Genomic DNA, 14,675 nt, shown 5'->3' with positions numbered 1-14,675 from the left:
GAATGGGGGCCAGCGGCCATCGTGGTGTCCCTTTCGAGGAAGTGTGGTTACGGATTCGAAAGGTACTGCGGTGGCCGCCCACATCTTCCATGGGGTCCTCACCGGCAGCTACAGATACACCACGCTAACGGACGTCACCGGAGCACCCGGCGCACGGAATACAAACAGCCCGAACAACAGAGGCAAGATCCGCACGATCACCAGCCAGGTCGAACGCGAAGGTAATATGCGTGACCTGCTGGGTGAGCGCCCGCCGGTGGTCCCTGGCGTGATCGGGGCGTGGGTACGCGAACCCCGGGATTAATTATGCGACCGAATAGTCCCGGCAGAGTCGTAGCAGACCCCGGCTGGTTTTATGCCATGGCATAGTTTTCGCCGCCGCTAGTCGCACCCCGCGCAGGACCACTCACGAAGTCGAAATCAGGTGCACCGAAACGAGTCCTGCAAAGTCGAGTTCAGTGCTCGTTTCGACCCGCTGCTTTCGACCGGAAGAGCCAGCTAAACGGCGTTAAGTTTCAGCTGTGACAGGTGAGGCAGAAGTGCAGATTCAAACGCGCGCCGGAGCGCGCCCGCCGACCAGCCACAGGCCCCTGCCCTAGCGCCTACTCGCTTTGGCCGACACCCCAACCGAAAGCTCTCCCACACCACCGAAGTCGAAAGGAGCCTCACCGAAAGGAGGGGTCCGCTGGCCGAAAGGAGGGTTCGTTTCGACCATCTGATTTCGACGTCCCGGCCAGCCAACGCCCCTCATCCACGCAAGCCCAAACAAAAAAGCCAGAAACACCGTCCCGAACAGCGCAAACCCAAAAAGCTTCCCGACCCAATCCGCAAAAGCCTCTCAAGCCAACTCGCGCAGCTCGATACCCCTGCCACACGCCCGCGCGGCGCGCACCGCGAGAGCCTGCGCTGCCGCGCGGTTGTCCACCTCCACGATCCAGAACTCACCGAGCTGTAGACCTCCGGGACGCAGTGGGCCGTCGCCGAGCCTTCCGCAGGTGGACACCGTCGTCGCCTTCCTCGGCGGGGTCAGGGCCACCGCCGTGACCAGCTGCCCGTGCGCTTCGAGGCTGCGATTGAACTCGTCAACCCCAGAAGCAACCCCAGAATCAAAACCAGGAGCAGTATCCGGGTCGTAGACGGCCGCGAGGAGGAACTGCGGCATCTAGTCGAGCACCTCCGTGCGCAGCACGGACATCGGCACGGAGCCTAGGGAGAGCGCGCGGTCGTGGAATTCGCGCAGGCTCTGCCCCTGTTCGAGGGCGTCTTCGCGCACCTCGCGCCAGAGTCGCTGGCCGAGGGCGTACGAGGGCGCCTGCCCGGGCCAGCCGAGGTAGCGGTCGATCTCGAAGGCGAGGTTGGCCTCGTCCATCGCCGAGTTCTCGCGCAGGAAGCCCTTCGCGTAGGAGCCGTCCCACACGCCGGTGCCCTCGGGGACCTTCTTGCCCAGGTGGACGCCGATGTCCAGCACCACGCGGGCGGCGCGCAGGCGCTGCGAGTCCAGGTAGCCCATCCGGTAGCCGGGGTCTTCGAAGAAGCCGGCTTCGTCCATGAGCGACTCCGCGTAGAGAGCCCAGCCCTCGCCGTGGCCGGAGTTCCAGCAGGCGACGCGTCGCCAGAGGTTCAGGTCGTCCTGCGCCAGCGCCTGCCCGAGCTGCAGGTGGTGGCCGGGCACGCCCTCGTGGAAGACGGTCGTCTTTTCCTGCCAGGTGTGGAAGGTTTCCTGGCCTGGGGGCACGGACCACCACATCTGGCCGGGGCGGGTGAAGTCTTCCGTCGGCGGGGTGTAGAAGATGCCGCCGGTGCCGGCGGGGTCGATGCGGGCGACGATCGTGCGCAGCTCTTCGGGCACGTTGAAGTGGGTGCCGTGGACGGTGTCCATGGTCTCGTCGGCCAGCTTCTGCATCCATTCGCGCAGGGCTTCGGTGCCGGTGAGGGTGTAGCGCTCGTCTTCGTTGAGGCGGCGGAAGGCGCCGCGGACGGAGCAGTCGGAGCCGTAGAGGTCGTGGGCGATGGATTCCTGCTCGGCGATGATGTCGCAGAGGCGCTCGCGGGCCCAGTTGTAGGCCTCGTCGAGGTCGACCAAGTCGCCGACGAAGTAGTGCGAGAACAGCTCGTAGCGGTCGCGGCCGACGCAGTCGTTGTGCGCGGCCTGCGGGGCCAGGTCGGTCGACAGCCAGTCGGCGAACTCCGCGAAGGCCTGCTTGGCCTTGCTGACTTCTGCGCAGTCGGGATCGACCCCGAGGCTCTCCAGGAGGGAGCCGGAGTCGGCGAGACTTTCGCATTGGTCGATGACGGCGTCGATCTGGCGGTGCGCGGCGACCTTGCCTTGGGCGGCGGCCTCGGACAGGGAGTCGCAGTAGCCGCGCAGCGCCTTCGGCACGCGCGAGAGGCGCGAGCGGACGTTGTCGTGGGCGTCGGCGCCGTCCTTCGGCATCTGTACCAGGGAGTCGCGGATGGTCTGCACCGGCGAGGCAATGTTGTTGAGCAGGCGCAGGTTCTCGCCGCGGTGGTGCAGGTCGAGCTCTAAGCCCAGGCGGTCGACGAGGATGTCAGCGGTGACCTGGTCGATGCCGTCGAAGTCATCGTCGTCGTCCGAGTCGTCGGTGCCGTCGTTGAGGGCGTCGACGTCGGCAATCATGTCGCGGGTGCGCTCAGCGACCTCGTCCCAATAGTCGGGCGAGAAGTCTTGCAGCTCGCCGTCGTAGCCCTCGATGCCCCACGCGGTGGCGTCGGTGGGGGTCAGGGCGGCCATGTCGTAGACGTATCCCTCGCAGGTGGCGTCGAGTAGCGACGGGGCGCGTTCGCCATCCTCGATGGAGTCCGTGCCGGTGCGGGCGTCGGACTCATTAAACTCGGAACTCATAACGGCAGATCTTAACCCCCGGCGGGCAGGCTTTTCTACTTGAGAAACGCGCGTCGACACCTGGATTTGCCGCCCGTAACCTGGAAGTCATGGACACGGCCCGCAAAATCCTGGACTCCGCTTCCCACATCGAGGTGTTTACCGGCGCCGGTATGTCCGCGGACTCGGGCATAGCCACCTACCGTGACGCGATTACCGGCGTGTGGGAAAACGTCGACCCCATGGCGATGGCCAGCATCGACGCGTGGGCCATACGCCCCGAGGAGATGTGGGCCTGGTATCTCTGGCGCGCCTCGCTGGTCCGCCGCGCCGAGCCCAACCCCGGCCACATGGCGATCGCCCGCCTGGCGCAGCGCGAGGGCAAGCGCGTCACCGTCACCACCCAGAACATCGACGATCTTCACGAGCGCGGCGGCAGCGAAAACGTCGTCCATTTGCACGGCTCGCTGTTCGACTTCCGCTGCTCCATCTGCTCGCGGCCGTGGCGGGGCGAGGTCGAGCTTCCCGACGAGCCCGTCGCCGCCCTCACCCCACCCACGTGCCCGCTGTGCGAAAACCTCATCCGACCCGGTGTCGTGTGGTTCGGCGAGCCGCTACCGCAAAAGGAGTGGGCGGAGGCCGAAAGGCGCATGATCGAGGCGGATGCGGTGATCATCGTCGGCACCTCCGGGGTGGTCCAGCCCGCGGCCTCATTGCCGCTGATCGCCGCCGAGGCCGGCACCCCGATCATCGAGGTCACCCCGCAGCGCACGGACCTCTCGCACATCGTCGACGTGCATCTCGACGGCACCGCCGGGCACGTGCTGCCGGAACTTATCGACGCCACGTAGCCACTCGCCGCGCGCCCACGGCCAATCGCCGTTAGGCTAGGGGCCCACGGGGGATAACCACAGATTCTTTTCGGGGGTATGTATGACTACTGGCGCCCACGCCTATGTCGAGCAGAAGCACAACGCAGAACCGCGCCTGACTCCACCGGTGGCACTGGATCAGTCGAACCTGGTCAATCCGGTGCGCCGCGCGCCGCAGAGCGGGTGGCGTCGCCTGGTGCACCGCCTCAGCGGCGGGCGGGTGAATCCGGGCGATTCGCCGGAGCAGCAGCGCCGCACCGAGTTGTTCGAGCGCATCCGCCAGCCGCTGCGCGGCGATTATCGCATCGCGGTGATGAGTTTGAAGGGTGGCGTCGGCAAGACGACCACCACGGTGTGCCTGGGCAGCGTGTTTTCTTCTGTGCGCGGGGATCGGGTGATCGCGGTGGATGCGAACCCGGATCTCGGCACGCTGGCGCAGCGGGTGGCCGCCCCGGGGCATGCGACGGTGCGCGATCTGCTCGCTGCGCAGGATACGTCGCGCTACCCGCAGGTCCGCAGCTTTACCTCGCAGGCGCCGAGCCGGCTGGAGGTCATCGGCTCGGAGCGCGACCCGGCGGTCTCGGAGGCGTTTTCGGAGGATGATTATCGCCGGGCGATCGATATCTTGCAGCATCACTACAACATCGTGCTCACCGACTGCGGTACCGGCCTCATGCACTCCGCTATGTCGGGCGTGTTGGCGCTGGCCAACACCTTGGTGCTGGTGACCTCGCCGGCGCTCGACGGCGCGCAGTCGGCGTCGGCCACCTTGGATTGGTTGAACCTGCACGGCTATGAGCACCTGGCGGCGAACTCGGTCGTGGTGGTCTCGGCGGCGCACGACGAGGCCCCGACCATCGACTTAGAGCAGCTCACCGCCCATTTCGCGGCGCGCACCCGCGCGGTGCATCACATCCCTTTCGATCGGCATCTCTCGGAGGGCGCGACCATCGATCTGGAGCGGCTCCAGCCGGCGACCTACGAGGCGTATCTGCAGCTGGCGGGCATCGTCGCCGATGATTTCGGGTCTTGGCACCGCCACGCCGCCACCTGAAACTAGACACCTCGGTCTAGAAAATCATCGAAAATAGGTCCTCATTGCGGACCGCCCGGTCTAATTTCGGTATGGTCTAGTCCATGTCCCCGATTGAGTCAGTCTTCGCGCTGCCCGATACCCCCGCGGCCAAATGCCTGCATTTGATGCGACTGACTCCCCTGACCACGCGTGCCGAGCTCGTCGAGGCCACCGGCTTATCCCAGCCGACCGTGACCCGCGCGGTCAACGCGCTCATCGAGGCCGGCCTCGTCATCCAGCGCACCGACCTCACGCGCTCGCACGGCCGCGGCCGGCCCACCGTGCCCGTCGAGCTCACCGACTCGCCGTGGATGCATGGCGGCATCGCGGTGGGCACGCAGTCCACCTACATCGGGCTTTTCGACGTCCGCGGCCGCACCATCCGCGATACCACCATCGACCTGCCGATCGCCACGATGGCGCATGACGATGTCATCGAGCATCTCATGGCTGGGCTCAACCGGCTCACCGTCGGCATCCCGCGGCCCCTGACCACCGTGGGGCTGACCTTCCCCGGATTCATCGAGCCGCACGGCAGCGTCGATGCGCCCTCGCTTGGGTGGCGGCGCATCGACATCATCGGCCGCCTGCACTATCAATTCTCGGTGCCGGTGACGATCTCCGCCGCCGTGCCCGCCATCTTGGGTTCCGAGCTGCAGGCCTCTGAACTGCACTTCGCCTCCCCTCCCCCGACGGCGCTCGCGCTGTTTGCCGATGACTCCATCGGCGCCGCCCGCACCGACGGCGACGGGGTGCGCCAACTCGACGTCGAGCTTGCCGACGACACCCTCCTCACCACCGCCGGCCTCCTGAAAGGCACCGGCGCCACGAGCCTTCCCGAGCTCGTCGCCCGCGATGACGACTCCTCGCGCGCACGGCTCGATACCCGCGCCCGCGATCTCGGCGTCCTCGCCGCCGAGCTCATCTCCGAGCACCGCCCGGACACCCTGGTCGTGGCGGGCGGGGCGTTTATCGACGACCCGCAGGCCCCCGGCAAGTTCGCCCGCTCGGTGCGCGAGCAGCTCGGCGCCGACCTCCAGGGCGCCTCGCTACGCCTGATCCCCACCCACGACGAGGTCGTGCGCGCCATCGCCCGGGCCATCGCCTTGGATAGGGTGCTGCGCGACCCGCTGTCCCTGGCCGGCTAGAGCGCGGAAAACAGCTGCTCAGGGCCTTCGTAGGCGATCGTTTCGAGCCCCGGCACGCCCTCGCCGCGCGTGACATAGCGCGCCTCTTCGGCCGCCACCCCGCAGACCTCCAGGGCGACGGCGACCGCCCGCGGGTCATCGACCCGCAAGCCCAGATCGCAGCTCAAAATCGCCGGCACCTGCGTGCCCAGCCAGTCCAGGCGCAGCCGCAGGTGCTCCGCGACCCCGGCGGGCAGGTCGGCGAAGAGTGCGACGAGGCGGCCGTCGTCGACAAGCGAGCTCACCGCGCGCACCGCCTTTTCGTCCAAGTCCAGCTGCCCGGCGCGGGTGGCGGCGATGGCTTCGTCGATATCTGTGAGGCTCAGCCCAGTTCGGGCGGCGAGGCGCTGGAAGAAGCCGCGTTCGTCGATCTCGCCGGTGAGCAATAAGGGGCGCAGCTGCGCGAAGTCGTCCCAGAACCCGGTGGCGCCGAGGGCGTGCTCGACGAGCGCGCGGGCCTTGTCGCCGGGCGGGTGGGCCAGCACGCCGACGTAGTCGATGAGCAGCGCGGTCATGCTTCCAGAGTAGATGCGTAGACTCGCCGGGTGTGATCGATTTCGCTGCTACCGCTGATGTCGTCGCCCCGCAACTGCTCGGCGCTCACCTCACGCACGCCGGTGTCACGCTGCGGATTACCGAGGTCGAGGCCTATTTAGGTGCCGACGACCCCGCCGCCCACACCTACCGCGGGCCCACGAAGCGCAACGCCGCGATGTTCGGCGCCCCGGGGAGGATGTATGTCTATCTCTCCTACGGCATCCACCTCGCCGGCAACATCGTCTGCGCGCCTAAGGGCATAGGCCACGGGTGCCTGCTGCGCGCCGGGGAGGTTGTCGACGGGCTGCCGGTCGCGCGCAAGCGTCGCGGGAATCGCGCGGATTTCGAGCTGGCGCGCGGGCCCGGCAACCTCGGCCAGGCGCTGGGACTGGACCTCGCCGATAACGGGGCCTCGGTGCGCGGTCCGTCGTTTGTGTTGGAGGAACGCTCGCGGGTGCCGGAGATCGCGACGAGTGGGCGCGTCGGGATCAGCCGCAACACCGAGGCGCCTCTACGCTTCTTCATCCCCGGCGAGCGCAGCGTTTCCCAACGTCGCACGCCTAAGAGATAGGCCCTAGGATCGACGGTATGAATGATGTGACGATCCGCCGCGAGACCGATGCCGACATCCCGGCGATTACGGAGCTGGTGGGGTGCGGTGTCGTCGAGAAGCTTCGCGACGACAACGCCCTCGCCGTTTCTCTCGTCGCGGTTGAGGAATTCGAGATCGTTGGCCACATCGCCGCCTCGCCGGTACGTATCGACGACGGCACCGGCGGCTGGTTCTCCCTCGGCCCCGTCACGGTGGCTGAGGGTCACCGGGGCCGCGGCATCGGCAGCCGGTTGATTGAGCACGCTATCGACGCGCTCAAAGAAGGCGGCGCCGGCGGGGCGGTGCTGGTGGGCGATCCCGCGTACTACGGGCGTTTCGGGTTCGTGCGCACCGAGTTTCTCACCCATCCCGGGAATGTCGACGACTACCTGCTGCGCGCGCTGCGCCTCGGCGACTCGCGGTTCCCTGCCGGCGACGTGCACGCGCACCCCGCGTTACAGGATCTTTAGAGCAGCACTTCGCGGCGGTAGGCCTCGAAGCGGCGGAGCCTGCCGGACTGGAAGGTATTCCGCACGGGTGCCGGCAGCGTGACCTTGGATCCGAGGCGCATGTGCACCTCCGGCGTGCGAGTAGACGGGCAGTGGAAGACGAGCTCGCGGCCGTCGGAAAGTGAAAACCTCAAGCCCGCATCGCGCCACCAGGACCAGTCCACCTTGTCGGTGGGGCGGTGGAACTGGATGAGCTGCTCCTGGATGCGGGTTACCCCGGTGACCTCGGCGCCGAGGGGGTAAGGATCGCCGTCGCGCTCCGTCATGGACGGGGTGACCTGAAGTAAAGGCTCGAAGGACTCGAAGCCGGGGAAGTCCGTGACCTCCACGTCGAAGGAGACGTCTACCCATCCTCTGGAGAGTTTCAGCCAGCCGGCGAAGGCGCCGACGCCCTCGTCGACCTCCACCTCGGCGCCATAGGACTCGATCCGCTTGCCGATCAGCCAGCGCAGCATGTCGAGCGAGGCGGCATCCGTATAGCTTTCGACCACGGGTGTGTCTGAGTTCATAGTTGTCCAGCTTAGCGCTCGACGACGGGGCACTCGATCAGCGTCCAACCCCGTGCGAGCAGCGCCTGCTGCAGACGTTCCAGCGCGCGCGGGCCGATGCCGCGCAGAGCCAGAATATCCTGGTAGTTCGCCCCGTCGAGTGCTTCCAAATGCGGGTAGCCGGCCTCCCGCAAGGCCTTGCGCGCGGGGCTGGCCAGCCCCTTAATCCCCTCGAATTCCACTGCCATGACCTTCATGTTAGGCCGGTGTGCGCACTTGTGCGCGCCAACTTCCGTAATCTTGCCAGCATGGGATTCTCCGACATCGTCCGCTACGCGGAAAACACGATCAACCGCTTCGGAGTGCGACGGAGCACGAAGAAGGGCTGGCGCCCGCACCTCTTCCCCTACCGGGGCTATGGCACCGACAACCGCGTGCACGTCATCGGCCGGGTGCTCATGCAGGACCCGAACATGGAGGGCCCGCGCTCACGGGACAAGAGCGGACGTGTGGAGAAGGCGACCTACGAGGCCAAGCGCGGCTACCGGCAGTTTTTCACGATCCAGGTCGCTGACTACCCCGCCGAGGTGCGCCTTCCCAACGGCACCGCGCACACCACCTACACCAATGACAACGGGTATTTCGACCTCTCTATCGAGGACCACGGGCTGAAGCCCGGCTGGCATGAGGTCAAGGTCGCTTCCGAAGACGGCGGGCTGGTGCACGCGCAGGTGCTCATCACGTCCTCGGAGCAGACCGTCGGGATCGTCTCGGATATCGACGACACCATCATGGTCACCAACCTGCCGAGAGCACTACACGCCGCGTATAACTCCTGGGTGAAAAAGACGGATGCCCGCCAGCCGGTCGAAGGCATGCGGGAGTTCTACGAGACCATCCTGCGCGAACACCCGCACGCGCCGGTGTTTTACTTATCGACGGGCGCGTGGAACACCTACGACACCCTCATCAGGTTCATCCACCAGCACCAGCTGCCGGAAGGCCCGCTGCTGCTCACGGACTGGGGGCCGACACCGACCGGCCTGTTCCGCAGCGGCACCGAGCACAAGAAGGTCCAGCTACGCAACCTCATCATCGACTACCCCAACATCAACTGGATCCTGGTCGGCGATAACGGGCAGCACGACCCACTGACCTACGGCAACCTCGTGGCCGAACACCCGGAGGCCGTGGCGGGCGTGGCGATCCGCGAGCTCACCCCCAGCGAGCACGTCCTCGCCCACGGCACCGCGGTGTCCCTGACCGCTCCGGCGCGCACGAGCGATCAGGGAGTGCCGTCGATCTCTGCACCGGATGGGTTCGGGCTGAAGGAGAAATACGAGGCGAATCCTTTTGTGTAGGGGTGGTCCGATTCGAGGTAGGTAGTAGCGCGTGTCCGCGTAGTTGGTAGTAAGGTTCCGGCTACCCGGTAACACCCTCTAGCTCCGAAGCCTCTCTAATAAAGAGAACCCTGTAGTTCGACGTTTCCTGTGTCAGTAATACAGAGGGAATTCTTCTTCTCGGGCACACAGAGACTACGGCGATACGCCTGATTCCACGCTGTGCGGCCCCGCGAGATTTCGCCCGCGGAGTGTTCTTAGGAGTGTTTCTCACATTTTGGCGATCAGCCCGAAAAGAAGTATTGCTGGATCGCCGCCTTGATCTACTGAGCTAGGTGAAGAAACAGAGCCCATCTGGAGAGCATCGCGGACCTGCGGGGCGAAAGCCATGCGCCCATCACACAAAACCCCCGGAAGTTGTTTCGAGTTGTTTGAGAGTTGTTTAGGCGCCGATCCTTGAGCGATCTCTAAGCGATCCCTGCCCTACGCTCTTGTGTCCGCGAGCACGGGTACGCTAACTTATCCTGCATGATCAACTAACCTCCACTCGGCCGCCAGGATGCCGAGCAGACAGCACGATTGACTCTTCTCTTCTGCTACGGAGGTATGCGCATGACTGCGCTTATTTTTGATCACATTTCCTTTTCTTATGCCGATCGTCGCGTGATCAGCGATCTCAGCCTGCGGATCCACCCCGGCGAACGCGCGGTGCTCGTCGGCCCGAACGGCAGCGGCAAGACCACCCTTTTGCAGTTGGCGGCCGGCCAGTTGCTCCCAGAGGCCGGTGCGATTCACGCTCCCGACTCGGCGCAGGTCCTGCCCGTCGAAAGCTTCGACGGCACCGTCCAGGAGTACCTCGACGCTTCCCTGCATTCGCTGACGGTTCTCGAAGATCGCCTCACCACCGGCGAGGATTACGAGCAGGTCCTCGACGAGATGATCGCCCGAGACGTCTGGTCGCTGCCGACGCGCAGGGAGAAAACCCTGGCCGGCCTGGGATTGAGCATGCCGCACACACGCCCGCTGGCCACGCTCTCACCCGGCCAGCGCGCCCGCCTGCAGCTGGCGGTGACGCTTCTGCTTCGCCCGCATCTTTTGCTTTTCGACGAACCCACCAACCACCTCGACACCGCCGCCGTCGATTTTCTCGTCACTACCTTGCGCTCCTGGCCGGGCCCGGTGTTGATGGCAAGCCACGACCGCGCCTTCATCGAGGCCGCCGCCAACGTCATCTACGACCTAGAGCTCGCCCCGTGGCAGGCGCTCGCGACTGCTGCTGGCGAAGACGGTCCGCCCGGCGTCCATCGCTGCGACGGTAATTACTCCGACTACCTGCTCGAACGTACCCACGCGATGGCTAGTCACGAAGAGCTGCATGCCCAGCAGCAGGAGCTTAAGCAGTCGCTGCATGACCACCGCGAAGCGACGAAGTCCATCGCGGCCGGCGGATCGCGCCTGGCCAAGGTGCAGGACAAGCGCGAGAAGTTCATGCTGTTGCAGCGAGCGGCGGGGACGGCGGCGCGTCGCAATCGTGATGACGAGCGCAAGCTCGCCGACCTCGCCGCCCACGAGGTGCGCAAGCCCCGCTATTACCACCTGGAGTTTCCCACCCAGGCGGCACAGTCGAGCTTCAGCCTGTCGCTCAGCGCCCGCAAAGCCCGCGTGGCGCAGCGCCTGCAGCCGGTGACCTTCGATCTCGGCGCGGGCGAGCACCTCTTGGTAACCGGGGACAACGGCTCCGGAAAGTCCACCCTGCTGAGCTGGATCGCTACCGGCACCCCGCCCGCGGGTGCCGACGGCTCCCTCACCACCGAGGACCACGTAGCACTAGTGCCGCAGCGGATGCCGGAGCCAGGAGATTTCCCCGAGGACGTCTGGGAGGACGGTATTGGCGAGGCCGGCCGCGGGCTGCTCCACCCCTCGATGTGGGCCAGGCCGATCCCGAAACTGTCGGCGGGCAACCAACGCCGGGCGCAATTCGCGGTGGCGCTGCACACTCAGCCGCATCTTCTGGTAATCGACGAGCCCACCAACTACCTGGACCTGGCTACCATCGAAGCACTGGAGACGGCGCTGAAGCAGTGGGAAGGTAGCCTCGTCATCGCTAGCCACGACCGCTGGTTGATCGAGCACTGGGAGGGAAAGCGGTTGCACTTAGATGCTTTGGCCAGATAGCGCGAATCCCGGGCCCCGCTGTCCGGCGGGATCTCCCGGGATTCACTTCCCCACGACACGCATGCCGCAGGGCTTTCGCACTCACCTTATCTGTTATGTAGTTGGGTATCAATGACCCAAGGAGTAGGGAACAATGCCCGAATCACTCGCAGATCAAGTCCTTCCCCTGATCCGGACCAAAGAGCGTGATCTGTGGGAGTACGGACGGTCAAATGAACAGGGTAGGCGCATGCTCGAGGGGCTCGACATCCTCGAGGAGGCGGCTGCACAGATCAGCAAGCCCCACCCTCCCTACCCTGCGGAGGAAGTTTTCGATGTCGCCCACCGAGCCCTGAACAGCGCAGTGCGCGTCCTCGCGCGGGCGGACGATTCCGCCGGCATCATCGGCGACGCCGTACGGGGTCTTCTGGCTCTGCACCCGCAGTTGGCGCCCCACGGCCGGATGAAAGGCGCGAAGCTGAAGGACTGGTTCATCAAATTCCATGATGGCCCCGGTGGCTACTTCTTTGAGCTTGACCCGGTGCAGTACCAAGAATCGCTCGGGAAGAATGGCTTGGAGAAGATCCGCGAGCACTTCACCGGCCCCGAGGCGGAGGACAATTCCCGACGAGTCTACTTTTCCCAGCGCTTCGCTGTCCTCGACCGTGATCCGGAAGCTATCCTCGTCACCCACCTCAGGGATAGGAAGGTTCCCGCCTGGTATGAAGATGCCGCCCGTGTGCTCGCGGAAATCGGTGAGTACGACCGTGCCATCGAGATCGCTCATGACGGCTACACCCACGGTGGCTCCCCGTGGCAGCAGGACGATTGTGCTCAGTACTACCTCACGCTGGTCGCCGAACATCAGCCGGAACGCCTGCGCGAGGAGACGTTCAACGTCGTCACCTTGCTACCAACCGCCCGCACGGCCTCGCAGTACCTGGAGTTGGTGGAGGATTCGGAGAAGGACGCAGCGCGCGCAGAAATGGAGCAAGTGCTCGCCCAGCACCCTCGTGAGTGCGCGCTCTTCCGGATCGAGCACCGCGACGATGACTTGGCGACGTTGCGCTACGTCGACGCCCACCTCAATGGTGAGCAAGACATGCGCGAAGTGCTTGCCGAGCGGCTCTTTCCCACCGAGCCGGCCATCGCCACCCAGGTGTTTTTGGATCGTATCGCCGATCGCCTCGTCAAGGCAGAGAGCAAACGCTACCGGCCGGCAGCGCGCGGGTTTGTGAAGTTGATCAAGCGCGCTCGCAAGGCAGAGGCACCGGAAGCTCTCGAGGTCATCGATAAGTTTGTCGCCGGCCTTCGGCAGAAGTACAGCAATCGCCCCAAGTTGATGCAGGCCCTCGACGAGCAGGGCCTGTAGCCCCGCCTGGGCCCGATCACGAAATTTGGTTAAGTGACTTTACCAAATTTGGTAAAATGAGTTGACCAAATTCTTCAGGGGGGCGCGTGTTCGTCGATCCGGCGCGGTACAAGCCACGCATCATCGATGCCCAGGTGCAGCGGGCACTCCGCACCTATGGCGCGGTCGCCATCGAGGGCGCGAAGTGGTGTGGCAAAACGTGGACCTCTGCGGTGCAGTGCCACAGTGCCGTCTATCTGGGGGATCCGGCGGGTGGGTTCCAGCATCGTCGTCAAGCTTTGCTCGACCCGTCCCTCGTGTTGAGCGGCGAAACCCCGCGACTTATAGACGAATGGCACGAAGCCCCCGAAATCTGGGACGCGGTGCGCTTCGAAGTGGACCACCGGGGCCAGCGCGGGCAGTTCGTGCTGACGGGCTCGTCGACACCTAGGGCGTGTCTGACAATTGAGGGAAGCGTGGCATGGGACCCTGGCTCCCGTGTCGCGTTTTCACATGTTGAGTGATGCCCAGTGGGAGATGGTCGAAGAGCTTCTGCCCCGTCGCACGGGGAGAAAAGGCCGACCGTTCTCCGATCCCCGGCAGATGCTCGAGGCCATCCTCTACCGCCTTCGGGCAGGGATCGCGCGGCGTGACCTGCCCGCCTGCTTCGGGTCCTGGCAGACGGTCTACACCTGGCACAACCGGATGGCCAAGGACGGACACCTCGGACGTGATCCTTCAGCGACTTCCTACACAGGCCGATACGGAAGACCTGATCGACTGGTCGGTGTCGGTGGACTTTGACGATCACCCGGGCCCATCAGCACGCCACGAACATCACGCGGGTCACAGGGGGCTTTGTCGAATTACAACAACCCGCTGGCCGAGCCGCCTGATCACGCGGTCGGCCGATCACGGGGTGGTCTGTCTACCAAGGTCCACGCCCTGGTCGACGGCCACGGCATGCCCCTGACCATGATCGTCACTGCGGGCCACCGCGGTGACTGCCCGGTGCTGATCCCGTTGTTGAAACGCCTGCGGATGCCCGGGACGGTGGGCCGACCGCGCACCCGGCCCGATGAACTGCGCGCGGATAGGGCGTATGCATCGAAGGCTGTGCACAGGTATCTGCGCGAGCACAAGATCACGGCGACGATCCCGGAGAAAAAGGACGTGATCGCCGCCCGGAAGCGGAAAGGCTCGATGGGTGGGCGTCTACCGACGTTCGATGCGCAGTCCTACAAGGGCTGCAACGTGGTGGAACGGTTTTCGGCAACCTCAAGCAGTGGCGGGGTGTGGCAACCCGGTACGACAAGCTCGCGGTTGTCTACCGGGCCGGCGTGATGACTATCGCCGTCATGACCTAGCCGAAGAAATTGTCAGACACGCCCTAGTGCCGTGACCACGCCACCTACAACCAGGAGACCAGTGGTGGTGAGGAACAACGGTTTAGTGCCGAAGCGGGTGATGAAGAAACCGGCTGTGGGCGTCATGACGGCGGCGCCGAGCATATAGGCCGTCGCCAGCCACTGGACCGTCACTATTTCGACGTCGAAACTGCGGCCGATCGGCGTGAAACCGACATTCAAAAAAGTTTCGTTAAACGTTGCCAGGAACGCGGCCAGCGTGGCGGCAAGCATGATGGATTGAGAGAAAGTGCGTTCTTTCTCAGGGGTCGGTGAAGCCATGAAAGGTCAAGCCCCTGGTAGTGGTGTAACTGGTTTTTGA

General features: G+C 65.1%; 18 protein-coding genes. 12 read left to right on the top strand and 6 right to left on the bottom strand.

What is annotated here, in order from left to right:
- Positions 1-43: 43 nt before the first annotated feature.
- On the top strand, positions 44-304 hold the full coding sequence (locus C3B44_RS00450) for a hypothetical protein (RefSeq protein WP_146183499.1): 261 nt from the start codon (positions 44-46) through the stop codon (positions 302-304).
- Between the two features lie 534 nt (positions 305-838).
- Here C3B44_RS00450 and C3B44_RS00445 read toward each other — a convergent pair.
- Positions 839-1,162 carry a YciI family protein gene (locus tag C3B44_RS00445; RefSeq protein ID WP_108430631.1) on the bottom strand — a complete coding sequence of 108 codons (324 nt, stop codon included), beginning with the start codon at positions 1,160-1,162 and terminating at the stop codon, positions 839-841.
- Positions 1,163-2,863 carry a DUF885 domain-containing protein gene (locus C3B44_RS00440; RefSeq protein ID WP_108430630.1) on the bottom strand — a complete coding sequence of 567 codons (1,701 nt, stop codon included), beginning with the start codon at positions 2,861-2,863 and terminating at the stop codon, positions 1,163-1,165.
- Positions 2,864-2,952: 89 nt separating this feature from the next.
- Between C3B44_RS00440 and C3B44_RS00435 the strand changes: the two genes are divergently transcribed.
- The 3 genes from C3B44_RS00435 (at position 2,953) to C3B44_RS00425 (ending at position 5,937) form a co-directional block, all read left to right on the top strand.
- Positions 2,953-3,693, top strand: coding sequence for an NAD-dependent deacylase (locus tag C3B44_RS00435; RefSeq protein WP_108430629.1), 741 nt, complete (start codon positions 2,953-2,955; stop codon positions 3,691-3,693).
- An 82-nt stretch (positions 3,694-3,775) separates the two neighbouring features.
- The gene (locus C3B44_RS00430) at positions 3,776-4,768 is read left to right on the top strand and encodes a MinD/ParA family ATP-binding protein (protein ID WP_108430628.1); all 993 of its coding nucleotides are present in this window, start codon (positions 3,776-3,778) and stop codon (positions 4,766-4,768) included.
- An 83-nt stretch (positions 4,769-4,851) separates the two neighbouring features.
- Positions 4,852-5,937 (top strand): ROK family transcriptional regulator, encoded by a 1,086-nt coding sequence (locus tag C3B44_RS00425; protein WP_108430627.1) that lies wholly within the window; start codon positions 4,852-4,854, stop codon positions 5,935-5,937.
- Here C3B44_RS00425 and C3B44_RS00420 read toward each other — a convergent pair.
- Complete coding sequence (locus C3B44_RS00420; RefSeq protein ID WP_108430626.1) at positions 5,934-6,491, bottom strand: HAD family hydrolase; 558 nt, start codon at positions 6,489-6,491, stop codon at positions 5,934-5,936. The genes C3B44_RS00425 and C3B44_RS00420 overlap by 4 nt on opposite strands.
- Before the next feature lie 32 nt (positions 6,492-6,523).
- On the opposite strand from C3B44_RS00420, the gene C3B44_RS00415 reads away from it, so the two are divergent.
- On the top strand, positions 6,524-7,084 hold the full coding sequence (locus C3B44_RS00415) for a DNA-3-methyladenine glycosylase (RefSeq protein ID WP_108430625.1): 561 nt from the start codon (positions 6,524-6,526) through the stop codon (positions 7,082-7,084).
- Positions 7,085-7,101: 17 nt separating this feature from the next.
- Positions 7,102-7,575 carry a GNAT family N-acetyltransferase gene (locus C3B44_RS00410; protein WP_108430624.1) on the top strand — a complete coding sequence of 158 codons (474 nt, stop codon included), beginning with the start codon at positions 7,102-7,104 and terminating at the stop codon, positions 7,573-7,575.
- On the opposite strand, the gene C3B44_RS00405 is transcribed toward C3B44_RS00410, so the two are convergent.
- Positions 7,572-8,123 carry a hypothetical protein gene (locus tag C3B44_RS00405; RefSeq protein ID WP_146183500.1) on the bottom strand — a complete coding sequence of 184 codons (552 nt, stop codon included), beginning with the start codon at positions 8,121-8,123 and terminating at the stop codon, positions 7,572-7,574. The genes C3B44_RS00410 and C3B44_RS00405 overlap by 4 nt on opposite strands.
- An 11-nt stretch (positions 8,124-8,134) precedes the next feature.
- Positions 8,135-8,350 (bottom strand): helix-hairpin-helix domain-containing protein, encoded by a 216-nt coding sequence (locus tag C3B44_RS00400; RefSeq protein WP_146183501.1) that lies wholly within the window; start codon positions 8,348-8,350, stop codon positions 8,135-8,137.
- 60 nt (positions 8,351-8,410) lie between these two features.
- Between C3B44_RS00400 and C3B44_RS00395 the strand changes: the two genes are divergently transcribed.
- The 6 genes from C3B44_RS00395 (at position 8,411) to C3B44_RS11710 (ending at position 14,291) form a co-directional block, all read left to right on the top strand.
- Positions 8,411-9,463, top strand: coding sequence for an App1 family protein (locus C3B44_RS00395; protein ID WP_108432497.1), 1,053 nt, complete (start codon positions 8,411-8,413; stop codon positions 9,461-9,463).
- A gap of 591 nt (positions 9,464-10,054) precedes the next feature.
- Positions 10,055-11,617, top strand: a complete 1,563-nt coding sequence (locus tag C3B44_RS00390) for an ATP-binding cassette domain-containing protein (RefSeq protein ID WP_108432496.1) — start codon at positions 10,055-10,057, stop codon at positions 11,615-11,617.
- A gap of 133 nt (positions 11,618-11,750) precedes the next feature.
- Positions 11,751-12,968, top strand: coding sequence for a hypothetical protein (locus tag C3B44_RS00385; protein ID WP_108430621.1), 1,218 nt, complete (start codon positions 11,751-11,753; stop codon positions 12,966-12,968).
- Between the two features lie 86 nt (positions 12,969-13,054).
- The gene (locus tag C3B44_RS00380; RefSeq protein ID WP_108430620.1) at positions 13,055-13,471 is read left to right on the top strand and encodes an AAA family ATPase; all 417 of its coding nucleotides are present in this window, start codon (positions 13,055-13,057) and stop codon (positions 13,469-13,471) included.
- A complete protein-coding gene (locus tag C3B44_RS11715; RefSeq protein ID WP_199906019.1) occupies positions 13,461-13,751 on the top strand; it encodes a transposase in 291 nt (96 codons plus the stop codon). The genes C3B44_RS00380 and C3B44_RS11715 overlap by 11 nt, the downstream gene beginning before the upstream one ends.
- Positions 13,752-13,805: 54 nt before the next feature.
- Positions 13,806-14,291, top strand: coding sequence for a transposase (locus tag C3B44_RS11710; RefSeq protein WP_108430615.1), 486 nt, complete (start codon positions 13,806-13,808; stop codon positions 14,289-14,291).
- A 35-nt stretch (positions 14,292-14,326) separates the two neighbouring features.
- On the opposite strand, the gene C3B44_RS00370 is transcribed toward C3B44_RS11710, so the two are convergent.
- Complete coding sequence (locus C3B44_RS00370) at positions 14,327-14,635, bottom strand: MFS transporter (protein ID WP_108430619.1); 309 nt, start codon at positions 14,633-14,635, stop codon at positions 14,327-14,329.
- Positions 14,636-14,675: the final 40 nt, after the last annotated feature.

The sequence above is a fragment of the Corynebacterium yudongzhengii genome, assembly GCF_003065405.1.
GTDB classification, from domain to species: domain Bacteria; phylum Actinomycetota; class Actinomycetes; order Mycobacteriales; family Mycobacteriaceae; genus Corynebacterium; species Corynebacterium yudongzhengii.
The sequence above is the reverse complement of the archived record's forward strand: the minus strand, read 5'-3'. Positions and strand labels throughout refer to the sequence as shown.